Annotated in this window: 19 protein-coding genes; 11 read left to right on the top strand and 8 right to left on the bottom strand. The window is 70.0% G+C overall.

The window, feature by feature from the left end:
• The first annotated feature begins 38 nt into the window (after window positions 1-38).
• Both WMF14_RS00560 and WMF14_RS00555 read left to right on the top strand, forming a co-directional pair.
• Window positions 39-851: a dienelactone hydrolase family protein gene (locus WMF14_RS00560; protein WP_437798243.1), complete on the top strand. Its 813-nt coding sequence runs from the start codon at window positions 39-41 to the stop codon at window positions 849-851.
• 127 nt (window positions 852-978) lie between these two features.
• Window positions 979-1,839: an alpha/beta fold hydrolase gene (locus tag WMF14_RS00555; RefSeq protein ID WP_437798241.1), complete on the top strand. Its 861-nt coding sequence runs from the start codon at window positions 979-981 to the stop codon at window positions 1,837-1,839.
• Window positions 1,840-1,871: 32 nt separating this feature from the next.
• Here WMF14_RS00555 and WMF14_RS00550 read toward each other — a convergent pair whose 3' ends face one another.
• The 3 genes from WMF14_RS00550 to WMF14_RS00540 all read right to left on the bottom strand — a co-directional run bounded on the left by WMF14_RS00550 (window position 1,872) and on the right by WMF14_RS00540 (window position 4,351).
• Window positions 1,872-2,348, bottom strand: a complete 477-nt coding sequence (locus WMF14_RS00550; RefSeq protein WP_272097153.1) for a DUF2059 domain-containing protein — start codon at window positions 2,346-2,348, stop codon at window positions 1,872-1,874.
• 121 nt (window positions 2,349-2,469) lie between these two features.
• Window positions 2,470-3,288 carry an MOSC domain-containing protein gene (locus WMF14_RS00545; protein ID WP_437798239.1) on the bottom strand — a complete coding sequence of 273 codons (819 nt, stop codon included), beginning with the start codon at window positions 3,286-3,288 and terminating at the stop codon, window positions 2,470-2,472.
• A 79-nt stretch (window positions 3,289-3,367) separates the two neighbouring features.
• Window positions 3,368-4,351, bottom strand: a complete 984-nt coding sequence (locus WMF14_RS00540; RefSeq protein ID WP_437798237.1) for a hypothetical protein — start codon at window positions 4,349-4,351, stop codon at window positions 3,368-3,370.
• Window positions 4,352-4,430: 79 nt separating this feature from the next.
• On the opposite strand from WMF14_RS00540, the gene WMF14_RS00535 reads away from it, so the two are divergent.
• From WMF14_RS00535 to WMF14_RS00515, 5 genes are all read left to right on the top strand, one after another.
• Window positions 4,431-5,087 carry a ferritin-like domain-containing protein gene (locus tag WMF14_RS00535; RefSeq protein ID WP_272097150.1) on the top strand — a complete coding sequence of 219 codons (657 nt, stop codon included), beginning with the start codon at window positions 4,431-4,433 and terminating at the stop codon, window positions 5,085-5,087.
• Window positions 5,088-5,535: 448 nt separating this feature from the next.
• Window positions 5,536-5,874 (top strand): four-helix bundle copper-binding protein, encoded by a 339-nt coding sequence (locus WMF14_RS00530; RefSeq protein ID WP_437326953.1) that lies wholly within the window; start codon window positions 5,536-5,538, stop codon window positions 5,872-5,874.
• A gap of 201 nt (window positions 5,875-6,075) precedes the next feature.
• Window positions 6,076-7,203, top strand: coding sequence for a DUF4185 domain-containing protein (locus tag WMF14_RS00525; protein ID WP_437798234.1), 1,128 nt, complete (start codon window positions 6,076-6,078; stop codon window positions 7,201-7,203).
• Between the two features lie 148 nt (window positions 7,204-7,351).
• Window positions 7,352-8,317, top strand: a complete 966-nt coding sequence (locus WMF14_RS00520) for an AraC family transcriptional regulator (protein ID WP_437798232.1) — start codon at window positions 7,352-7,354, stop codon at window positions 8,315-8,317.
• 212 nt (window positions 8,318-8,529) lie between these two features.
• Window positions 8,530-10,074, top strand: a complete 1,545-nt coding sequence (locus WMF14_RS00515) for an IMP dehydrogenase (RefSeq protein ID WP_272097146.1) — start codon at window positions 8,530-8,532, stop codon at window positions 10,072-10,074.
• Window positions 10,075-10,206: 132 nt separating this feature from the next.
• Here WMF14_RS00515 and WMF14_RS00510 read toward each other — a convergent pair whose 3' ends face one another.
• The gene (locus tag WMF14_RS00510; RefSeq protein ID WP_272097145.1) at window positions 10,207-11,118 is read right to left on the bottom strand and encodes a LysR family transcriptional regulator; all 912 of its coding nucleotides are present in this window, start codon (window positions 11,116-11,118) and stop codon (window positions 10,207-10,209) included.
• Window positions 11,119-11,349: 231 nt separating this feature from the next.
• On the opposite strand from WMF14_RS00510, the gene leuC reads away from it, so the two are divergent.
• The 4 genes from leuC to WMF14_RS00490 all read left to right on the top strand — a co-directional run bounded on the left by leuC (window position 11,350) and on the right by WMF14_RS00490 (window position 19,922).
• Window positions 11,350-12,759: a 3-isopropylmalate dehydratase large subunit gene (leuC, locus tag WMF14_RS00505; RefSeq protein ID WP_437798230.1), complete on the top strand. Its 1,410-nt coding sequence runs from the start codon at window positions 11,350-11,352 to the stop codon at window positions 12,757-12,759.
• 27 nt (window positions 12,760-12,786) lie between these two features.
• Window positions 12,787-13,404: a 3-isopropylmalate dehydratase small subunit gene (leuD, locus tag WMF14_RS00500; RefSeq protein ID WP_437798228.1), complete on the top strand. Its 618-nt coding sequence runs from the start codon at window positions 12,787-12,789 to the stop codon at window positions 13,402-13,404.
• Between the two features lie 787 nt (window positions 13,405-14,191).
• A complete protein-coding gene (locus WMF14_RS00495; protein WP_437798226.1) occupies window positions 14,192-15,868 on the top strand; it encodes a hypothetical protein in 1,677 nt (558 codons plus the stop codon).
• A gap of 1,510 nt (window positions 15,869-17,378) precedes the next feature.
• Window positions 17,379-19,922 (top strand): glycoside hydrolase family 31 protein, encoded by a 2,544-nt coding sequence (locus WMF14_RS00490; RefSeq protein ID WP_437798224.1) that lies wholly within the window; start codon window positions 17,379-17,381, stop codon window positions 19,920-19,922.
• On the opposite strand, the gene WMF14_RS00485 is transcribed toward WMF14_RS00490, so the two are convergent.
• Genes WMF14_RS00485 through WMF14_RS00470 form a run of 4 tightly spaced genes read right to left on the bottom strand, consistent with a single transcriptional unit; the run spans window position 19,909 to window position 23,334 of the window.
• On the bottom strand, window positions 19,909-20,703 hold the full coding sequence (locus WMF14_RS00485) for a lycopene cyclase domain-containing protein (protein ID WP_437798222.1): 795 nt from the start codon (window positions 20,701-20,703) through the stop codon (window positions 19,909-19,911). The two genes, WMF14_RS00490 and WMF14_RS00485, sit on opposite strands and share 14 nt — an antisense overlap.
• Window positions 20,704-20,717: 14 nt before the next feature.
• Complete coding sequence (locus WMF14_RS00480) at window positions 20,718-21,647, bottom strand: prenyltransferase (RefSeq protein ID WP_437798220.1); 930 nt, start codon at window positions 21,645-21,647, stop codon at window positions 20,718-20,720.
• Entirely contained in the window at window positions 21,644-22,378 is a 735-nt protein-coding gene (locus tag WMF14_RS00475; RefSeq protein WP_437798218.1) for a ferrochelatase, read from the bottom strand. The genes WMF14_RS00480 and WMF14_RS00475 overlap by 4 nt, the downstream gene beginning before the upstream one ends.
• A complete protein-coding gene (locus WMF14_RS00470) occupies window positions 22,375-23,334 on the bottom strand; it encodes a prenyltransferase (RefSeq protein ID WP_437798216.1) in 960 nt (319 codons plus the stop codon). Before WMF14_RS00470 ends, WMF14_RS00475 begins: the two co-directional genes overlap by 4 nt.
• Window positions 23,335-23,344 lie beyond the last annotated feature (10 nt).

Raw genomic sequence — 23,344 nt, 5'->3', positions numbered from 1 at the left:
GGTCGCGCCCATGGCACGGAGGCTGCTGGGCGCCCGCCATGACCGCCTCCACGCCCATCGCCGAGAGCAACGCTCCGAAGCCCATCCACACCGACGACGCCGGACTCATCGCAGGCCCGATCACCCTTCCCGCGCCCGCGGGTGACCTCCCCGGCTACCGCGCCCACCCCGCCTCCGGTGGCCCCTTTCCTCTGGTGCTGGTGATCCAGGAAATCTTCGGCGTCCACGAGCACATTCGCGACGTGGTCCGCCGCCTCGCACACCGCGGCTACTACGCCCTCGCCCCGGATCTGTTCGTTCGGCAAGGCGATCCGAGCCACCTCCACACCGTCGATGAGTTTCGCGCTCTGGCGGGCCGCGTACCCGACCGGCAGGTCCTCTCCGACCTCGACGCCAGCGTGGCCTTCGCCCAAGCCTCCGGAAAGGCCGACGTCCGCAAGGTGGCCGCGGTCGGCTTCTGCTGGGGCGGGCGCATCACGTGGCTGTACGCCGCGCACAACCCGGCGCTCAAGGCGGCAGTGGCCTGGTACGGACGCCTGACCGGCGATCGGACCGAGGCCCAGCCCAAGCACCCCATCGACGTGGCGGGCGCGCTGCAGGTGCCCGTGCTGGGCCTCTACGCCGGACAGGACCAGGGCATCCCCCTCCCGACGGTCACCGCGCTGCAGGAGGCGCTCCGTGCCGCCTCCGAGATCGGCAGCGCGCCCGGCGCCGCGCACTCCGAGATCCAGGTCTACCCGGACGTCCCGCACGCCTTCTACGCCGACTACCGGCCGAGCTACCGGCCGGAAGCCGCCGCCGACGCCTGGCAGCGCCAGCTCGACTGGCTGGCCCGACACGGCGTCGCCTGACAGCGACCAGCCGCGACAGCGCCCTGGCGGCCCCTGCTGCCCCGGCAACAAGCTGCGCCTCCACTGCTACTCCCCACGCACCTCCCGCCCGCGCCACCGCGCCCCGCCGATCGGATACCCTGACGCCGTGCGCGCCAGGATCCGAGACACCGAGCTCTACTTTGACGTCGAGGGTATGGGCCTCGTCCCCGACGGCCCGCGGATGCGCGAGAAGCCGGTGATGTTCGTCGTACACGGCGGACCTGGCGCAGATCACGCCTCGCACAAGGGCGGGATGACGCCGCTCGCCGATCAGGCGCAGCTCGTCTACTTCGATCATCGCGGACAGGGCCGCTCCGCGCGCGGGCCGAAGGAGACGTATACCCTCGAGAACAACGTCGAGGACATGGAGGCGCTCCGCCTGCACCTCGGCCTCGATCGTATCGTCGTGATGGGCACCTCCTATGGCGGCATGGTGGCCATGGCCTATGCGCTCGAATACCAGCGCAACATCTCTCATCTCATCCTCGTGGCCACGGCAGCCAGCCATCGCCTCATCGACCGGGCCAAGCGGATCGTCGCGGAGCGCGGCACCGAGCAGCAGAGAGCGGCGTGCGAACGCCTCTGGGCCGGCGAGATCGAGGGCGACGCGCAGTTCGCCGACCTCCTCCAGATCCTGGGGCCGCTCTACTCGACCACCTTCGATCCCCAGAAGGCGGACGAGGCCCGCGCGCGCACCATCTACAGCGTCGACGCGTGGAACGTCGGCCTGGAGAGGTTCATGCGGAGATTCGATTTCACGCCGCGCCTCCCCGAGATCGCCGTGCCCACGCTCGTCATCGCCGGCCGACACGACTGGATCTGCCCACCCGATCTCTCGGAGGAGATCGCGCGGCTCATCCCGGGCGCGGATCTACGTATCTTCGAGCGCAGCAGCCACTGGGTGCGCGCTGACGAGCCGCGGGCGCTGCTCGACGCCGTCGCCGGCTTCCTGGCCGAGAGGCGGTAGCGCGCAGAGCGCACCGCCGAGCGTCGCGCCCTCTACTGGATCCCGGCCTTCTTCATCGCCGCGGGCATCCGCTGGACGATGACCGTCCCGACCTTCTTCCCCACCTCGCCGCTGATCTCCGGGAGGAGCTTCGCGGCCTTCTTTCCGACCGGCGTGCCGTAGAACTTGATGAGCTCCTTCAGCTCATCGGCGGTGAACTTCCCCGCGTAGATATCGACGTTCCACTGGACGAGCTCGTCGTACGGCAGCACCTCGGCGACCACCGCCTTCAGCTTGCTGGCCTCCTTGGTCGAGACCTTCGCGCCCGCTTGCTGCATCGAGGCACTCATGTTGGTCATCAGCTGATCGAGGAGCGCGTTGTAGACGTCCTTCGGCATGACGAGGTGCGTGAGCTCCAGGGCGAGCTTCTTCTCCGCCTCTCCCGCGTAGGCGCTGCCGAGCGACACGAACGAGAGCAAGGTCACGACGGCGAGCGAGACGATCCATGAACGAAGCGCGTGCTTTCTCATCGGCCCTTTGTATCACGACCGCGCCGTGATCCGAGCCGCGCAGGCTGGCCCGCCGCATTCTCTCCCAGGAGCCGCCGCGACACCCGAGGAGCCGCCACGCAGGAGCAGATCGGGTGCTCGGTCACACGACCGTCACCTCGTCCCCCACGCGCAATGTGCCGGATTTCGTCTCCTGGATGTAGTTCTGTCCGAAGTTCACCTCGCCGGGCCTCTGCGCATCGCGCCGGTAGCTGGCCAGCGTGCGGAGCGGCTCCGGGCCGCGCTCTGCGGTGCGCTGGTCGGTCGTGGTGACGACGCAGCGGCCGCACGGGCCGCCGGCGCGGAGCACGAGGTCTCCGATACGGACGCGGCTCCACAGGTCCTCGTCGAAGGCAGCGCAGCCGCTCACGACGAGGTTGGGCCGGAAGCGATCCATCGGCAACGGCGCGGCGCCCCGGCCCTCGAGGTGAGCGTTCAGATCGGCGAGGGAGGCCTCGGAGATCACGAGCAGCGGGAACTCGTCGGCGAACGACACGACGTCTTCCGTGCCTGCCACCGAGGCCTTGAGGACGGGCCGCCGGAACGCCTCGCCGATGCGGACGAGCCGCGCCGGGTGATCCAGGACGCCGCTGAGCCAAGCGGCGGCTTCGTCACCGCAATCCTCGGCCAGGAGGCCGCTGCTGCTCCAGACCTCGACCGTGAGCAGGCGCGCGCCCTCGGCCCTGCGCGGCACGGAGATCGGCGGCCGGCCGGCGAAGCCGAGCGTGAGCGCGCTCTCGGAGAGCTGCGTCTCGATGAGCGCCATGCGCGGCAGCGGGCGCTGCGTGAGGGGCTTTCCCTCGGGGTCGACGATCATGAACCGCCGATCGCCGGCGAGGCCGAGCGCGTCGACGGCGGCCGCGTCGAGCGTGAGGCCCCGGCAGCCTTTGACGGGATAGATGTGGATCGCGGAGAGTCGCATTCCGTAGCTTATAACACCCCTCGGGCGCTCGGCGCCCGGAGAAGCACGGAGCGCGCGTCGCGAACGCCCGCGCCGCCCCTCATGCCACGTCGCCTCCCTCCGCCGGTATCCCGAGCACCTGCCGCAGGTCCATCCCCACGACGATGTCGGCGTTCTGCCGCACCCAGCCGACGAGCGCGGGGCGCAGGGCGCGCGCGATCTCTTCCTTGACGAGCCCTTCCACGACGCTCGGCCCGAGGCGCTGCGGGTCGAGCGCGACGCCGCCGCCCGCGACCAGGGCGCTGAACAGGCGCACGAGCGACTCGGCGCCCGCGGCCTGGCGCGCCGCGCCGAGCGGCTCGACCCGCTCGACGGCGATCTCGCCGCCGCGCTTCACGATGAAGCGACGGACATCGGCCTGGTCGACTCCCCCCTTCTGGAGCACCGCCGACGAACAGTCGACCTCGATGCGCTGCACGCGCGGCGCCGTCTCGATCTCCTGCCGGGTGCCCTCGATATCGACGCTGGCCGCGACGGTCGCGCCGGTCGGAATGCGGAACCCGTCCGAGCCCACCCCGCCAGCGAGCTCCTGGCGCAGTGTCAGCCGCGCGGACAGGCGGGCGCCCCGCACGGCCGTACTGCTGCCGGCCTCGAGGTTCGAGAGCGCCTGACGCACCGTCACGACGAGATCGGGATCGCTCGTGGGGTCGTACGGGGGCATGGCCATGGGCGTCGACGTGACGAGTCCGCGCATGAAGGCGCGCGCCTCGTCCTCCGCCGATCCCTTTCCGACCCGGACGAGCCCTCCCGTGTAAAAGACGTTGGGCGTCATCGCGCCTGAACGGAAGTCGTACTCGATCTGCTGGAGCCCCATGTCACCGAGCGGCGGCGGCAGGTCGATGACGAGGTACGGCTCGAAGGTGATCCGCAGGAGCGCCGGCGCGAGCGTCAGGCGGAGCACCGTCGCGCTCGACGTGGCGAGCGCGGCCACGCCGGTGCGCTTCAGGACGGTGCGCGCGGGGAGCTCGAACGAGATCGAGACCGACTCGAGATCGATCCACGGCGGCAGGAAGCACCAGGCCATTCGAGGAGGGTACACCCACCTGGCCGCCGGAAGCGCGGCCTATTGACCCGCCGCGCGGGGCGCGCCCATCATGCCCCGCATGAAACCAGAGGAATTCCTCGACGAGCTCGACCGCAAGGTCGGTGAGCGCCTCGCCCACATCGGCGCCGTGGCCCGCGCGGCGGAGCCGGCGAGCGGCGTCGGCATCCCGGCGCTGCTCGCGACCGCGCTCAAGAAGGAGCTCGAGGCGACCGAGGAGGCTGCGCTCTGGCTCACCACCGAGACCGACGTGGAGGTGAAGCTCGCCCTCGCCCGCCAGTGCGGCGACGAGGCGAGGCATTACCGGCTCATCGCCGAGCGCCTCCGCGCGCTCGGCGTCGACCCCGCGGCGATCCCGGCGAAGTTCGGGCCTCCCACGCCGATGTTCGGGTACTTGAAGGGGCTCGGCTCCACGGTCGAGCGCGTCGCAGCGGGCCAGTTCACGCGCGAGGCGCTCGCGAAGGTGCACAACCAGGCGTTCATCGACTACTGCGAGTCGCAAGGCGACGCCGAGACAGCGCGCCTCTACCGCGACGTCATCCAGCCGGACGAGGGCCATCACCACGAGATGGGCCGGCGGCTCCTCGCGCGCCTCGCGGTCACCGAGGAGTCCCAGGCGCTCGCGCGCGCCGCCGCGATGCGCACGCTCGAGATCGCCGAGGAGCTCCAGGAGATCGCGCGCCTGAAGATGGGTATCTGCCGCGCGCCTGGGTGCTAAGCTCTACTGCGGCAAGTCGGCCGGGGAAGCGAACCGCCAAGCCGCCAAGGGCGCCAAGAGAACCGGGGAATAGGGGGGATGCCCGGACGGCCCCCTCCCCCTCTCCCCTTGGCGTCTTTGGCGGCTTGGCGGTTTTTCTGCCGAGCCGGGGCAACTTCCCGCAGTAGAGCCAAGTTGTGTCGCCGCGTTGCGCTGAGGGAGCGACCAGGGCGGGACCAGCGGTTCGGGCGGGGCGTTCGCGCATGTCTCGCGGCGTCCCGGCTGTTCGCGAGGCGCGCTCGAGGGCACGGCGGTCTCGGCGTCGGTCGCTGTTCCGAGGCCCATTTACGGGATGGCCCGACATGCGAAAGCCATCGAATCCATGCACCCTCCAGATACCGAAGTTGCCGCCTTGTCGCGAGGCTCCCTCGCGGCGAGGGGCGGCCGGTTGGATCAAGGGGGGGTTCTCATGATCAAGTTTCCGGGGGACAGATCGTTCCGGGAGGTGGCCCGGTTCACCCAGGATTGTGGCTCGATCTGCACGCACGCGGCTCAGTATTGCCTCGAGATGGGAGGCTCTCACGTGAGCGCCACGCACATGCGGATGCTCCAGGACTGCGCCGATATCTGCGAGGCGACCTCGAAGCTCCTCCTGCGCAGCTCGCCCCAGATCCCCCAGATGATGAGCGTGTGCGCCAGCCTCTGCGAGCAGTGCGCGGCGAGCTGCGATAAGCTCACTGGGGATATGCAGATGAAGACGTGCGCTGACGAGTGCCGCCGCTGCGCTGCCGCCTGCAGGCAGATTTGACAGCGGCGGAGGCATCGCCGTCCTCCAGACCGCGAACCGATCAGCGGAGTAGCTCTCCTCGCCTCTTGCGGATCGCCGCCATCCTCTGCGCCAGAGCCCTTGTGCGCGCGGGGCCCGCCGGCGCCCCCGTCGCGTGGAGTCCGGCAGCGGAGCGACGCCGACGGCGGCGGCGTTCAGGCTCCCCATGGTACCCTCGCGCGCATGCGTTATCGAAGGACCATGGGAGCCGCCGGGTTCGCTCTCCTGTGCGCCGGGTGTGGCGAGGAGGCGCCCGAGGCCGCGGTGCGCGCGGTGCGCGACCTGGGCGCGCTGGAGTTTGCCCCGGCGATCCGAGGGCGGGACGGCGGCTACAGCGCGCGGTGGGGCGACCGATCGGTGTGGGTGTTCGGCGACACGACCTTGGAGATGCCGGGGGAAGACGGGGCGCTCTGGAGGTCGAGCACCTTCTGCGCGACCGACGATCTGGATGCGTCGGATGGGCTCTCGTCGCTCACCGAGCCGCTCGACGCGGACGGCGCGCCGCGGGAGTTCCTGCCGTTCACCGAGGAGGAGCTCGCGTTCAACCTCGAGCACTCCGACCCTCGTGCGGAGGAGACGTGCGAGGAGGACTGCGGAGCGCGCTATGCGCTGTGGCCGGGCCCCATCGTCGTCGACGAGGCGACCGGCCGTGCGCTCGTCTTCTACAGCAAGGTGACGGGGCGACTCGGGGCCGGGGCGTTCGAAGTCGACATGCTGGGGTCGTCCATCGCTGTCTGGGAGAGCCTCGACGCGCCCCCCGCACGCCCGGAGGTGCGCCCGGGCGCTGCGGATCCGACGCTCCTCTTCGGCGCGGATGAGCCCTTGCTCACGTCGGCGGCGCTCGTCCGCGAGGGGATGCTCTACGCCTATGCCTGCGCGTGCTCGGGTCTCACGTGCCCGTGCATCGTCGCGCGCGCCCCGCTCGCGGAGGCAACGGAGCGCGACGCGTGGCGGTTCTTCTCGGACGAGCGCTGGGTGAAGGGCCATGGTGAGGCGGAGCCGGTCATGGCGGGGGCACCGATGATGTCGGTGCATTGGAATGAGCATGTCGGCAGGTACATCGCGCTGTACAGCGAGCCGGTATCGTCGGAGATCTCGATCCGGACGGCTCCGGCGCCGGAGGGGCCCTGGTCGGACAGCGCGGTGGTTCTCACCGCCGAGGTCCCGCCTACGCCGGATGCGTGGCCCTATGCCGCCCTCGTGCACGCGGAGCTCGCGCGGGAAGGAGAGCGGGTGGAGTACATGACGTACTTCCGGGAGACGGGGTTCCTGGAGGGGGAGATCCGGCTCGTCGAGCTGGAGCTCGAGTAGAGGCGACCCGACCCACGTTGAGGCGACCCGACCCACGTTGAGGCGACCCGACCCACGTTGAGTCGGGTGCCGGGCGCTCCTCCCAACCTGGGCGCGGTCGCGGCCGAGGCCCTTTTTTCTGCGACCATCCATCAGGTACCCTCCGCCCGTGGCAACGTCCGACAGGAGCCGCGCCGAGTACCAGCGGCGGGTCAACCGCGTGATCGACTACATCCAGGCCCACCGCGCGGAGGACATCTCCCTCGACACGCTGGCGGCCGTGGCGGCGTTCTCGCCGTTTCACTTCCACCGCGTGTTCAAGTCCATGACGGGCGAGAACCTTCGCGAGTTCATCCAGCGGACGCGCCTCGAGACCGCGGCGAGCCACCTCGTGCAGCGGCCGCGCGCCGACATCCTCGAGATCGCCCTCGAGAACGGCTTCAGCTCGGCGAGCGCCTTCGCGCGCGCCTTCAAGGAGCGCTTCGGCATGAGCGCGTCCGCCTGGCGCACCGGCGGCGCCACGGACGCGCGCAAGGCGCGGCAAGCGGATCGCAAGCCGGGTGAAGTCGAGCGCAATCCCTGCAAAGCAGCGCTCTGCGCGCCTGACCAAGATGCCTCCTCGTCGGGCGCGGACGCCCGCCAAGACGAGGAGGAGATCATGAACGTGACCGTGAAGACCCTGCCGAGCTACCACGTGGCCTATGTCCGATGCGTCGGCCCCTACGGCCCGGGAGGGAGCGTCGACGAGGCCTGGAAGCGGCTCGTGCGCTGGGCCAGCGCCCGCGATCTGTGGACCCCGGACCGCATCTGCCTCAACATCGCGCACGACAACCCCAAGGTCACCGAGCCTGCCAAGTGCCGCCTCGACGCCGCCATCGTGATCCCGCAGGACTTCAAGGCGGACGGCGACGTCAACGTGACCGACGTCGCCGGCGGCAAGTACGCCGCGGGCGCGTTCCTCGGCGAGGCGCACACGATCGGCGCCGCCTGGGACCAGCTCTTCGGCAGGTGGCTCCCTGAGAGCGGCTATCAGCCCGATCACCGGCCCTGCTTCGAGCTCTACCAGGGCGAGTTCCACGATCCCAAGACCAACAGCTTCCGCTGCGAGCTCTGCCTGCCGGTGCGCCCGCTCTAGCGCCGCCCCCCAGGGAGCCCGGTCATCCCGCCCGGGCTCCTGCACCGCCTCACCGCGACGCTGGCGGGCGGCCGGGCCCCTGTCGCCTCGCGCCGCGCGCCGCCCTTCCAGGCCCGCCGTTGCCCCCGCAAACCATCGATATTACACGATTTTCCCGGGAGAACGGCGCCGCTCGTGTTTGACAGCCGGGGATCCTTGCACTAGGAGCCGACATGGCATTCATCTACGATGAGCCGAGCAGGACGTTTGGCGAGTACCTGCTCGTCCCGAATCTGACGACGAAGGACTGCGTCCCGGCGAACGTCGATCTCACGGCCCCTGTCGTCCGGTTCAAGGCCGATCCGGGCGCGACGCCGCCGGATCCGAGGCTCGCGCCGCTCACGATGAGCGTGCCGGTCACCAGCGCGATGATGCAGTCGGTCTCGGGCGCCGACCTCGCGATCGCGCTCGCGCGCTGCGGCGGCCTGTCGTTCGTGTACGGCTCGCAGGGCATCGAGGAGGAAGCCGCCATGGTGCGGCGCGTGAAGAACTACAAGGCAGGGTTCGTCGTGAGCGACTCGAACCTGCGCCCCGACGCGACGCTCGGCGACGTCCTTGAGCTCACCGATCGCACGGGCCACTCCACGATTGCGATCACCGAGGACGGCACGCCCACGGGCAGGTTCGTCGGCATCATCACGAGCCGCGATTACCGGCTCGGCAAGACGCCGCTCAGCACGCCGGTGCGCGAGATCATGACGCCGTTCAAGTCGATCCACTGCGGCAAGGTCGGCCTCGATCTGCAGGAGGCGAACGAGCTCATCTGGCGTCACAAGCTCAACACGCTGCCCGTCATCGACGAGCGACAGCACCTCCAGTACCTGGTGTTTCGCAAGGACTACGAGTCGCACCAGGCGCACCCGCTCGAGAACGTGGATCACGAGAAGCGCCTGATCGTCGGCGCCGGCATCAACTCGCGCGACTACAGAGATCGCGTGCCGGCGCTGGTGGAGGCGGGCGCCGACGTGCTCTGTATCGACTCGTCGGACGGCTACTCCGAGTGGCAGGGCGACACCATCGCCTTCGTGAAGTCGCTCGGCAAGCCGGCCTATGTCGGCGCCGGCAACGTCGTCGATCGCGAGGGCTTCCTCTACCTGGTCGAGGCCGGCGCCGACTTCGTCAAGGTCGGCATCGGCGGCGGATCCATCTGTATCACGCGCGAGCAGAAGGGGATCGGCCGCGGCCAGGCGTCGGCCGTGATCGAGGTGGCCAAGGCGCGCGACGAGTACTTCCAGCGGACCGGAGTCTACGTGCCGATCTGCTCCGACGGCGGCATCAGCCAGGACTACCACATCACGATCGCCCTCGCGATGGGCGCCGACTTCGTCATGATGGGCCGCTACTTCGCGCGCTTCGACGAGTCGCCCGGGCGCAAGGTCCGCGTGAACAACCAGTTCATGAAGGAGTACTGGGGTGAAGGGAGCAACCGCGCGCGCAACTGGCAGCGCTACGACCACGGCGATACCAGCAAGAAGAAAGATCAGCTGGAGTTCGAGGAGGGCGTCGACAGCTACGTGCCGTACGCCGGCAAGCTGAAGGACAACCTCGACGTCACCCTGGCCAAGGTGCGCTCGACGATGTGCAACTGCGGCGCCACCTCGCTGCGCGACCTGTACATGCGCGCCCGCCTGACCGTCGCGTCCGCGGTGAGCATCCACGAGGGCGGAGTCCACGACGTGATGCTGAAGGACACGCGCGGCAACACGCGCGAGCCCTGAGCCACGCAGGCCGGCCGCGCCGGCCGCGCCGACCCCTCCTGTTGCGCCCCGGGGCGCACGCTCTGGTCGACGGAGCGAGTCATCGTGTCGCGACCCGTCCACCTGACGGGCGGCGGCGCGCCTCGCGCGGTGTCAGCCGCCGAGGAGCGCGCGCGTCCGCTGCTCCGCGCGGCGCCCCTCGGCGGCGAGCCGCTCGACGAAGCGCTCGATGATCGGATTGCGCCGGAAATTCTCGCGCGTCATCAGCTCGACGGGCAGCGGGTCGACCTCCGCGACCTCGACGTCGAGCCGCGAGCGCGCGACCTCGGTCAGCGCGAGCGCCGGCGCGAGGCCGATGCCGAGCCCGCCGGAGACGTACGAGACGAGGAGCGACACGCTCGACACGTCGATCGTCGAGATGGGCCGGATCCGCTCGCGATCCAGGTACGCGTCGAGCATCCGCCGCCCCACGCTGCCGGGCGCCAGCCGGAGCAGCGGCTCGTGCCGGAGCCGCTCGCGCAGCGCCGGCGCCGAGCCCTTGAGCCGCGGCCCTACCCAGAGGAACGGCTGCACGAACAGCGGCTGCTTCACGAGGTCGCCGCCCGCCGAGGACGCCGACGCGAGGCCCAGATCCACCTCGCCGCGCTCCACCCCCCGCGCGGCGTCGACCGAGTTCGCCGTCGTGATCGCGAACCGCACCGGCGCGCGCTTCTCGAGCATCTGGCGGATCACCGGCACGAGCAGCCCCTTGCCGAGGTAGTCGCTCGCCGCCACGCGCAGGGTCGTCGACGGCTCCCCCGCCAGCTCCGAGAGCAGCTCGAACACCCCCTCCGCCTGGTCGAACAGCCGCGTGATCGCGCCGAGCGCCGCCTCGCCGGCCGGGCTCAGCCGCACGCCGCGCCCGTCGCGCTCGAACAGCGCCACCCCGAAGCGCTCCTCCACCCGCCGCACCTGCTGGCTGATCGCCGACGGCGTCTTGTGCAGCCGCCGCGCCGCCTCGGCGACCGAGCCCGACCGGGCCACCATGAGCACATCCTCGAGCGCGGGGAGCAGCGACGCGTCCATGTAGTTTTACTTAACCGATCGTGAAAAAAGTTTCATTCGACTTAATCCTCTCGCGCCCGCATAGTCATGCCGCCCGCCCGACGTTGGACCGCCAGACCGGCGGCGCGCCGGACGCCTCCAACGAGGCTGCCGGTGCGCCGTGGCTGCGGCGCTCGGGCCGGTCCGCTTCGCTTCGCACGCCGTCCCCCTTCACCCCCTTCACCGGATTCCAGCGCACCGCGAGAGGCCATCATGGGTAAGAGTCTCTATGACAAGGTTTGGGACCTCCACAAAGTCCGCACGTTGCCGAGCGGCGAGGACCAGCTCTTCATCGGCCTTCACCTGATCCACGAGGTGACGAGCCCCCAGGCGTTCGGGATGCTCCGCGATCTCGGCCTGCGGGTGAGCATGCCCGAGCGGACGTTCGCGACCCTCGATCACATCGTCCCGACCGACAACCGCAAGCGGCCGTTCAAGGACACGCTGGCCGAGGGGATGGTCGACGCGCTCAAGAAGGCGTGCACCGAGCAGGGCGTCACGTTCTTCGATCTCGAGTCGGGGCGGCAGGGCATCGTGCACATCATCGGCCCCGAGCTCGGCCTCACGCAGCCGGGCATGACGATCGCGTGCGGCGACTCGCACACGTCGACGCACGGCGCGTTCGGCGCGATCGCGTTCGGGATCGGGACGACGCAGGTGCGCGACGTGCTCGCCACGCAGACGCTGAGCCTCCAGCGGCTCAAGGTCCGGCGGATCCAGGTGGAGGGCAAGCTCGGGCCGGGCGTCTACGCGAAGGACATCATCCTCGAGATCATCCGCCGGCTCGGGGTGTCCGGCGGCACGGGCTACGCGTACGAGTACGGCGGGTCGACCATCGAGGGGTTCTCGATGGAGGAGCGGATGACCCTGTGCAACATGTCGATCGAGGGCGGCGCCCGGGTCGGCTATGTGAACCCTGACCAGGCGACGTTCGAGTACATCAAGGGGCGTCCGTACGCGCCGAAGGGCGAGGCGTGGGAGAAGGCGCTCGAGTACTGGCGCTCGATCGCCTCCGACGAGGACGCGCGTTACGACGACGTCGTCCGGATCGACGCGAGCGAGATCGCGCCGACGGTCACCTGGGGCATCACGCCGGGGCAGGCGATCTCGGTGAAGGAGAGGGTCCCGGCGGCCGAGGACGTGGCGAACGAGTCCGAGCGGGCGCTGATCCGCGAGGCGCTCGAGTACATGCGGCTCGAGGGCGGCAAGCCGATCGAGGGGACGAAGATCAACGTGGCGTTCATCGGCAGCTGCACGAACGGCCGCATCTCGGATTTCCGGGAGGTGGCGCGGCGCATCCAGGGGCACAAGGTCGCGCCGCACGTGCGCGCGCTGGCCGTCCCGGGGTCGATGGAGGTGGCGCGCGCGGCCGAGGCCGAGGGGCTGGACCGGGTCTTCCGCGAGGCGGGCTTCGAGTGGCGCGAGCCGGGCTGCTCGATGTGCCTGGCGATGAACCCCGACAAGCTCATCGGGGATGAGCTGTGCGCGTCCTCGTCCAACCGCAACTTCAAGGGCAGGCAGGGGAGCCCCACCGGGCGCACCGTGCTCATGAGCCCGGTGATGGTCGCGGCTGCCGCCGTCCGCGGCGAGATCGCCGACGCTCGTGACGTGTTCGGAATCTGACGACGCTCGCACCCGAGGGAGATCCCAATGGCACTCGATTTGATTCAATCCGTCACCGGTCGCGCCGTTCAAGTTCCGGGGGACGACATCGACACGGACCGCATCATCCCGGCGCGCTTCCTGAAGTGCGTCACCTTCGACGGCATCGGCGAGCACCTCTTCCGGGACGTGCGCTTCGACGAGCGGGGCGAGAAGCGGGAGCACCCGCTGAACGACCCGCGCTTCGCGGGCGCGACGGTGCTGATCGCCGACCGCAACTTCGGCTGCGGGTCGTCGCGCGAGCACGCGCCGCAGTCGATCGCGAAGGCGGGTTTCAAGGCGGTCATCGCCGAGAGCTTCGCCGAGATCTTCTTCGGCAACTCGACGACGCTCGGCATCCCCTGCGTCTCGGTGAGCCGGGAGGACCGCGCCGCGCTCGTGGCGCGCGTGAACGCCGACCCGAAGACGCCCGTCACGGTCGACCTGCAGGGGCAGGTCATCCGGGCCGGGAGCGATCTCACGGTGCCCTTCACCATCAAGCCGGGCGCGCGCGAGTCGCTGATCCGGGGCACGTGGGATCCGATCGCCCAGCTGCTCGAGGGGGCCTCGGAGGTCCAGCAGGTGGCGGCGCGGCTCCCCTACGTGCGGCCCGCCTCCGCGCAGTAGCTCCGCGCTCGAGCGGGGCGCTGCCCCAACCTGGGGCGCGCGAGCAAGCACCTCAACCTCAAGCACCTCCTCAACCTGGGTCGGATCGACCGCCTCCCCGAACCTGAACCTCAACCTGGGTCGGGCTTTCCAGGGTCGGGTCATCCAAACCTCAACCTGGGTCGGGTCAGGGGGTCGGGTCACCACCCGGCCGAACCTCAACCTGGGTCGGAGCATCCAGGTCCTCCAGGGGCGGGGCATCCAAACCTCAACCTAGGTCGGGTCAGGGGGTCGGGTCACCACCCGGCCGAACCTCAACCTGGGTCGGGGCATCCAGGTCCTCCAGAGTCGGGTCATCCAAACCTCAACCTGGGTCGGGTTACCACCGGGTTACCACCGGGTTACCACCCGGCCGAACCTCAACCTGGGTCGGGGCATCCCAGGTCACTCAAGAGGAAAATTCCGCCATCACTCCATCCGCTTGCCTGCCGGCACCCCCTGCGGCGCCGGTTGGCTCAACGTGACACGTAGCCAGCGCTCCCCGTCACACTGTGGCCCTGTCGCGCCGTGCGGTTGCGCGCAGCGGACGCCGCGCGACCGCGAAAAGCCGGCCGGTACACGTCGCTCCAGGCGGCCGGCGGCGCCACCGAGCAGGCGGACGCGCCTGGCATGTCCAGTGCTTTATCTCGACGCGAGCTCTTCGAGTCGGCGCTGAGACGCCGCGCGCAGCAGCGCTCCGCATGCCGCGGCGCAGAGCCATCGTTCCTTGATCGCGTGTCTCGCACAGGCACGCAGGATGGAGTACCCCATGCGTTTCGCGATCTTCTCCTCTCTTATCCCGCGTTCGTCAGCCGCTCGCTCCTCTCTCCAGGGGCTCATTGCGCTCTCCGCGCTCGTTGTGCTCACCGGCGCCAAGGGGCAGGGCTGTGGAGGCGTGGACGAGCCGTCACCGCCACCGGAGCCCGACTGCGGACCTGGCTTTCACTGGGAGACGGTCTGTTCACCGTGCGAGATCGGCGAGATGTGCGAGGAGCAGTGTGTGCCCGACAGCGTCTGTCCTGCTGACTGGAGCGAGCAGACCATCTGCAGCGGCGGCACCACCTCTTCGGGCCAGGGTGGCTTCGCCGGCGGCACCGCCATGCCCGTCGATCCGGGCGAGTGCTGGACCGAGTGCATCCCGCCGCAGCCGTACTGCCCGCCGGGCACGATCGAGCAGACCGTGTGCGGCGGCTCCGTGACGGTCGGCGTCGGCGGCTCCGGCGGCTGGGGCAGCGCCAGCAGCGCTGTCGGCGTCGGCGGCTCGGGCCCTGGCGGCATTCCGATGCCTTCCGAGCCGTGCTGGACCGAGTGCGTGCCCGTCGAGCCCTACTGCCCGCCGGGCACTACCCCGCAGACCTTCTGCGACGAAGGCACCACCGTCACCAGCAGCAGTGTCGGCGTCGGCGGCTCGGGCGGCTGGGCGGGCACCGGCGGCGCCGGCGGCGCCGGCGGCTCGGGCGGCTGGGCGGGCACCGGCGGCGGCACCGCCGGCGGGGGCATCGGCGGCTCCGATTCAGACTTCGCCGCGCCGCGCCCCGGCGGCGGCTGCTGGACCGAGTGCGTGCCCACCGCGCCCTACTGCCCGCCCGGCACCACCCCGCAGACCTACTGCGACGGCGGCACCACCGTCACCAGCAGCAGCGTCGGCGTCGGCGGCTCGGGCGGCTGGGCGGGCACCGGCGGCGCCGGCGGGAACACCGCTGGCGCCGATCCAGGCTTTGCCGCGCCGGTCCCCCCCGGCGGCGGCTGCTGGACCGAGTGCGTGCCCACGGAGCCCTACTGCCCGCCGAACAGCATCCCGCAGACGGTCTGCGGCGGCAGCGCGGTCTCGGTCGGCAGCACCGGCACCGGCTACGGCGGCGCCGGCGGCGCTGGCGGCGCCAGCCCGTACCCCGGCCAGGAGTACTGCTGGACCGAGTGCGTGCCCGTCGAGCCCTACTGCCCGCCTGGCACGACCCAGCAGACCATCTGCGAGGGCGGCACGCCCGACACGAGCAGCAGCGGCACCGGCGTGGGCGGCATGCCCTACCCCGGCGGCGGCTGCTGGACCGACTGCGTGCCCACCGAGCCCTACTGCCCGCCGGACAGCATCCCGCAGACGGTCTGCGGCGGCGGCAGCTCTGTCTCTGTCGGCAGCTCGGGCAGCACTGGCACCGGCGTGGGCGGCATGCCCTACCCCGGCGATTGCTGGACCGAGTGCGTGCCCGTCGAGCCCTACTGCCCGCCTGGCATGATCGAGCAGAAGGTCTGCTCCGGCGAGAGCAGCAGCAGCACCGGCACCGGCATGGGCGGCGCCGACGCGTATCCCCCCGGTGATTGCTGGATCGAGTGCGTGGAGGGAGCCACCTGCCCCCCCGGCGCGACCATCCGGACCATCTGCGAGGAGATCAGCGCCGGCGGCTCCGCCCCGATCTGCCGGACCGAGTGCGTCCTGATGCTGCCGTGACGCGACGGGCGCGGGCGATCCCCCCGACGGCGGGAGGTTTCGCGAGCGAACCGCCGCCGCCCGCGCCCTGGAGCGCCGCAGCTCCGATCGAATGACGAAGGCGCCGGGAGCGCCAGGGGAAACGCGATCCCCTGGCGCTCCCGGCGCATCGGCGTTTCAGGACGGCACCGCCCCGGCGCTGCGCGCCCGCGCGGCCCCCTCGAGCCAGCATCGCATCTGGCAGGACCGGCCGCAGATCGATGTGAGCGAGCTGCGGCAGCAGGCGCCTTCGGCTCGCTGGCACCGCCTCGGCGCAGGCGACGGTGCCAAGGGACCACGGAGCTAGGACTGGGCCTTCGCCCGCTCGCCGAAGCGGATCCGCGTCGTCGGAGGCGCGGTATCCTGTTCCGCGGCAGCCTCGGTGGCCCGACCGACGTCGCCCACTACGCCGTCTGGACCACGGAAATCACCCCGCTGATCGACGTGCTCCGTACCGTTGAAAGCCGCTGGTCGATTGAAGAGCGCGTCGAGAGGGCGATGAGCGAGGTCTGCCTTGGCCACGATGAGGTTCGCCGTTTCACCCGCTGGTACCGCCACATCCCCCTCACGCCGTCTGCGCGCGCCCTCTCGACGGTTGATCGAGCTGCCTCCGACGCGTCGAGCTGGTCCGGCGGTAAAGCGATGACCGCGGTCCAGCCCTCCCCCTCTTGACGCGGCGCTCCGGAGCAGCCCCGCCAGCCTCGTCCTCCCTCGGCCTCGAGGATGCCCGCGGGCCGGTTGATTGGAATTGACATCAATCATGTGAGCGTTCACATTGCCGTCGAGGGGCATCCTTTCGCTTCGCCCTCCTCGGTCCCCGTGGCACCGAGATCTTCGTCATCCATTCACTTTTGATCGATTTTTGCACCGATTCTGTTCGCTCGGCCTTCGAGAAAGCGATTGCCGATCGATGGTGATTGGCGTTTAGCCAAGGACGATCCGCCAGAGAACACGACGAGCGTCGCTCATTCGACGCCTGTCGTGAAAGCCTGAGTGCTGTCCATTGGAGATGATTTCGTCACGAATCCGGCGATGCTGGCGGTGCGGCCGGATGGCAACCTTGGGAATGGACAGTCGGGCAGCCTGCGCCAGCGAGGCGCTCCGCTGTAGCCGAGCTCTCGCGGCAGGTACTCCCGAGGGACCCCTCCTCGATCACGAACGAGCTCCCCGTCAGGGCGATCTGCTCAGGCGCACGCGGCCGGCTGCCCTGCGGCTTCGGCTCCGTCTTCGGAAGTAGCGGTTCAAGTCGCTCCCAGCGTTCGTCCGGCACAAGCAGCTTTCCCACATCCTACTCCGTCGCGCGCTCCGCCTCTCCCAAGCGAGCGGGATCAGCGGGCTATTACCAGAGGCTCTCATGCTGATCCAGCGGTGCGAAGCGCAGGCGGAAACAGCTCCGTGCCTCGGCCGCATGGGGACGGTCCGCGCTCTTACAGCTGGCATACATCATCGAAGTCGGGAGAACCATCATGCACTCTGTTGCTTGCGAGGAGTCATGCGAAACTTGATTAACCGTCATCTCTACGCGGTTCTGATCGGCCTTTTGCCGCTTGGCGGCGCGTGCTCGGGCGGGTCCACCAGCCCCGGTCCGGGTTCCAGCGGCGCGTCCACCAGCGCCGCTGGCACGACCAGCGGGGCGGGGGGAGGCGGTACGACCGGCACGGCCGGTACGACCGGTACAGCCGGTGCGGCCGGGGTCGGCGGCGGCGGTGGTTCCGGAGGCCAGGGAGGCGACGACGACCAGCTGGCTTGCCCGCCTGCACCTCCAGAGACCGGGCTCTATGCCGCCGACGCCACCGGCGTCACCTTCAACCTGGAGACCGGCCTGCTGAGACTGGAGGTCTGCGATGAAAGCATAATCAGAGTCCAGTACACCACTGCCCCCTCACCCCCTGACAAGAAATCTCTATCCGTCAACAAGGAGTGGGACAAGCCGAGCTTTTGCGTCGCGGAGAATTCGGGGACCGTGACCATCACCACTTCACGGCTGAAGATCAACGTCGACACGACCGACGGCTTGGTCACCTACACCGACCTGAACGACAGCGTTCTCCTGTCGGAAGACAGCAAGACCTTGACGCCCGCGACCGTCGAGGGGGTCCGCACGAACCGCGTCGAGACCGTCTTCAACTCGCCCGCCGACGAAGCCTTGTTCGGTCTTGGCCAGCACCAGGACAACGTGATGAACCGCAAAGGGACGACCCGGCGCATCGTCAACGCCAACACAGAGATCAACATCCCGGTGCTGGTGTCCAACAAGGGCTACGGGATCTTCTGGGACAACTATTCCAGCTCGAACTTCGACGGGACCAGGTCCAACAACACGAAGTACAGCTACTCGTCCGAAGCCGGCGAGATGGTGGACTACTACTTCTTCTATGGTCCGAGCATCGACCAGATAGTAGCCCAGTACCGCACCGCGACAGGCGCGGCCCCGCTGTTCCCGAAGTGGGCCTACGGGCTCTTCCAGTCGAAGGACAAGTACGGCAGCCAGGCCGAACTGCTGAAGATCAAGGACGGCTACCGCGACAACAAAATCCCTGTCGACTGCATCGTTCAAGACTGGGACTACTGGACCCCGTACGCGTGGGGCTCCCACTTCATGGATGAACGCCGCTACCCGGATCCAGCGGCCCTCATCGCCGAGATGCACAAGGCCAACGTTCACACGATGATATCGATCTGGCCCGTGTATCAACGCGTGAACACCGAGCGGAAGGCCGGAGAGATGGGCAACTACAACGCGCTCGATGAAATTGGAGCGCTGTACCCCAGCAGCGGCACACACCGTTTCTACGACACGTTCAACCCCGCCGCCAGAGCTCTTGTGTACCAGCAGATCCACGATCGCCTGTTGGGGCCGTACGGCTGGGACGGCATCTGGGCAGACAACACCGAGCCCCAGGCCTATCCGGACCCCGTCAACGTGCGGGCGGCCGATACCGCGCTCGGCAAGGGCGCGCTGTACCTGAACGCTTATCCCCTGGGACACGCCGCGGGGGTGTACGAGCATTGGCGTAGCATCGGCCCGAAGCAGAAGCGGGTCTACGTCCTCACCCGCAGCGCCTTCGCCGGCCAGCAGCGATACGCCACGACGTGCTGGTCGGGAGACATCGACAGTAATTTCGCGACCTATGCCAAGCAGATCCCCGCGGGGCTCAACTTCTCGCTCGCGGGGATGCCCTATTGGACCACGGATATCGGCGGGTACTGGGGACACAACGTGGACTGGACCACCAGCGCGAACAATGAGCTCTTCACCCGCTGGTTTCAGTATGGCGCCTTCTCCCCGATCTTCCGGATCCATGGAGGCGGCACGAGGGAGCTGTACAGCAACAGCTGGAGCGCCGCCACCAAGGCCAATCTCCTCAAGATCGACAACCTGCGCTACCGGCTGATGCCTTACATCTACTCATTGGCATGGAAGGTGACCAGCGAGGGCTACACCATGATGCGGCACCTGGTCTTCGACTATCCCAATGACGCGAAGGTGTTCAACATCAAGGATCAGTTCCTGTTCGGCCCTGCCTTCCTTGTCAATCCAGTGACCACCGCGGGCGCTACCAGCCGCTCCGTCTACCTCCCCGCGGGGACCTGGTACGATTTCTGGACAGGCTCGACGACAGACGGCGGACGTACGGCCTCGGTCCCCGCGCCGCTGAGCGAGATGCCGCTCTTCGTCAGAGCGGGCTCGATCGTCCCCATGGGTCCCAGCATCCAGTACGCGACGCAGAGCATCGACCCGCTGGAGATCCGGATCTATACAGGCCAAGACGGGTCCTTCACTCTCTACGAGGACGAGGGCGACAGCTACAGCTATGAGGACGGTCAATACTCGACGATTCCATTCACATGGAACGAGTCGACCAAGAAGTTGACCATCGGCGCACGGAAGGGGAGCTACACCGGAATGCCGGCCAGCAGGACGTTCAGGATCGTACGGGTGGGCTCCAATCACGGCGCCGGCGTCGACGTCACTGCCGCTCCGGATCAAATGGTCACCTACAATGGCTCAGAGGTCGTCGTCACCGCGAACTGAGCGACGGGGGCGGCTCGGCCCTGCGGTGGCGACACCGCTCCGCTGAAGACAAGGCGCGCCGGAGGCGCCGGGGGAATTTCAATCCCCCGTCGCTTCCGGCGCGCCCGTACCTGAACCCGAACGCCCACGCCGGGAACACCGTGGCCGCGAAGCCCGCGCCGAGCCCGTAGAGGATCTCGTCGAGCGGCACGCCGAGCAGCGCCCTCCCCGGCAGCAGCACGCTGGGCCGCCAGGTGCGCTCGAACACGGAAGGCACGAGCGCGGCGAAGACGAGGCACAGGCCAAGATAGAGCGCCGCCGACAGGAGCGCTCCGAGCAGGCCCGGCACGAGCAGATCGGCGCGCACCGCGCCGAGCGCCGCGGCGACCCCTACCATCGCCGCCACCGACGCATAGAGCACGGGCACCCCCGCCGCGATCAACGCCCCGGCCACCGCGAGCACGAGCGCGATGGCCGCCGCCGCCCGCCGCCACGGCCGCGCCCCCCGCGCCGCGCAGGGCACCGGCGTGCGGCGGAACACCACGGCATAGACGGTCGAGGAAAACGCGCTGAGCCCGACGACGAACAGCACGTCCTCGACGCCGAACCCGATCCGATCGGCCAGGTCGAACAGGAACTTCGGGGCCCAGTACCTCGGGTAGAACAGCCGCTCGGCCGCGGCGAACGGCAGCGAGGCGAGCGCCATCCGCTTCATCAGGGGGCGCAGATCCGGGCGCGCGAGCCAGATGACGCCCCCTGGCAGGAGGAAGAGCAACGAGAGCAGCAGGAACTCGTGCGACATCGCGCCCTCGCCCCTCAGCGCGCTGCGAGGGCGATGGCGGTCGAGCCGACCAGCGCCAGCGTCGCCGCGCCCGCCGCCGCGACCCGGACCAGCAGCAGGCGCGAGCCCGGTGGCGCCGGGCGGGCCAGCAGCACGACGAGCGCCGCCGCCGCCGGCGCGAGCAGGCCCGCCCCCGGGCGCAGGCCCACGGCGCCCAGGCCGACCGGCGCGAGCAGGAGCGAGAGCCCGTTCAGGAGGACCACCCACCGAGCCGCGCGCTCTCCGCCCACGCGCACCGGCAGCGTCCGCTTGCCGCTCTCGCGATCCGAGGGCTCGTCCGGGAGCGCGGTGGCGATCGCGCAGCCGAGGTGGCTCGGCAGCAGGAACGCGAGCAGCGCGATGGGAAAACGCGCGGGGTCGCCCCCCTGGGCGATGTAACCGTAGAGCGGCAGGACGGCGCCGACGCCGACCATCTGGAGCAGCTCCCCGCCGCCGCGGTACGACAGGCGAAGCGGCGGGTAGCTGTAGGCCCAGAGGAGCAGGAGCGCCGCGATCGCGAGGAGCACGAGGAGCGGCGCTGCGGCCGTCGCCAGCGCCGCGGCGAGCGCCGCGGCGAGCGCCGCGGAGACGGCCACGAGCGCCGCGGCGCACACGGCGGCCGCCGCGCCGAGCGCGCGGGGCGAGAGGCGCCCCTCGACGAGCACGCGCGAGCCGCCCGAGAAGGGCGTGGCGGTCCTGTTGCGGCGATCGGTCTCCCGATCGGCGACGTCGTTCGCGTAGACGATGAAGAGCTGGTCCAGCAGGCCGAACAGCTGGACCGCCGCGAGCGTCCCCAGGTCGAGCGGTCGGCCGGCCGCCTGCGCGCCGACGAGCTGCCCGAGCAGCAGCGGGAGCGCGATGCTCGGCTGCGAGGCCAGCCGCGACGCATCGAGCCACGCTCGAAGCGCGCCCGGCCGGACGCTCATCGCCCCTCGCCCCGCGACAGGCCGAGGCGATCGGCCAGCTTGGCGCGCAGATCGGTGAAGGGGAGGTCCCAGCGGCGCTCGCCGTCGAGGCGCCAGGCCTTGAGCGGGATCAGGTCGACCTGGGCGAGCAGGCAGTGGAGCTGCGACTCCTCGGGCGGCTCGCGGATGAACGAGAAGGGGTTGCGGTACTCCCGGCCGTTCAGCTGCGAGTACTTGCGGTCGTTGCTGGCCACGAGCTCGACGAGCGTCCTCTGCCGGCCGTCGAGGTAATCGAAGAACGAGACGTCGAAGGGCCCGATGCCCGCGCGCTCCTCCGGCTTGCGCATCACCCAGCGGGCCCAGTCGTAGCCGTAGAGGAAGTCGTGCGCGTACCGGAAGCGCAGCTTCGACTTGTTGCCGAAGCCCAGGCAGAGCGACACCACGCGGCGGGCGAAGTCCCCGATCGCGGGCGCGCTCCCGGCCTGCCACAGGCAGCAGGCCAGGTAGTCGAGATCCCAGAAGATGTTGTCGGGGAAGTTGTCGGCGACCGCGCAGATGATCTCGCCGAGCCCGCGGGCGAAGGCGCGCGCCCGCTCGGCGTCCTCGCTGCAGCTCACGATCTGCTCGACCAGGGCGACGGGGGTGGGCGCGCACGGCCGGCCCGGCGCGACCGAGGCCCGCGCGCCCTGCAGGGGCGTGAGGCGCGCGAGCGCGTCGCGCTCCTCCGGAGGGATGACCGCGATGCCCGTCATGCCGGCCCTCCCCCGGCGCGGAGCCCGGCGGCGAGCACGGCCGCCGACAGGGCGACGATCCCCCACTGGATCGCGCGGTGGAGCTCGCGCTTGTAGGCCGCCTGCGCGGCGAAGGCGTTCGTCACCGCCTCGGGGCTCTTCTCGAGGAGCCGCGCCCTGAAGAAGAGCGCCACGGCCGCCGCCGGCGCGACCGACCAGGGAGGCGGCGCGTCTTCGGCGAGGAGGGACGCCGCGAGCCAGAGGAGCGGGCCGAGGCCGGCGAGGGCCTCGGTGGCCCGGCGCGTGGCCGCATTGCCGAGCAGCGTGGCCACGGTGCGCTTGCCGCCGGCGCGGTCGCTCTGCTCGTCGGACAGCCCGCTGGCCAGCGCGCTCGCCAGCGCGAGCACGAGCAACCCCGGCAGGAGCGCGACGAGCCACGCCGGCGCCAGCACGCCGCACTGGGCATACGCGTGCAGCGCGGGGAGCACGCCGCCGACGCCGGCCATCTCGAGGAGCTCGCCGCCGCCGCGGTAGTTGAGCCGGATCGGCGGCAACGTATAGGCGATGAAGACGAGCTGGCCGAGCGCGGCCAGGGGGAGCAGCAGCGGGCGATCGAGCGCGATACCTGCACCCCAGGCCATGAGCAACGCGGAGACACCGGCCCCGAGCCCGGCGAGCAGGAGGGCGCTGGCGGGAAGGATGCCGTCCGGGATGGTCTTCGGCGAGCAGCCGTCCGGGAACATGCGTCGCTTGAGGGCGTCCACCTCGCGATCGCCCCAGTCGTTCAGGAGCACGACGAAGGCGACGTCGGCCATCATCCACAGCGCGCCGAAGGCCAGGGCCCCTGCGGACAGCCGGCCGGCGACGGCCGCGCCCACCGCATGCCCGTATACGGCCGGGACGAGCACCTTGGGCCAGCTCGCGGGCTTGAGCGCGTACGCCCACCGCGCTCCAGGGCTCATCGACTCGAGGCGCATGGATCAGCTC

Source organism: Sorangium sp. So ce693, assembly GCF_051521375.1.
GTDB lineage: Bacteria > Myxococcota_A > Polyangia > Polyangiales > Polyangiaceae > Sorangium > Sorangium atrum.
The sequence above is the reverse complement of the archived record's forward strand: the minus strand, read 5'-3'. Positions and strand labels throughout refer to the sequence as shown.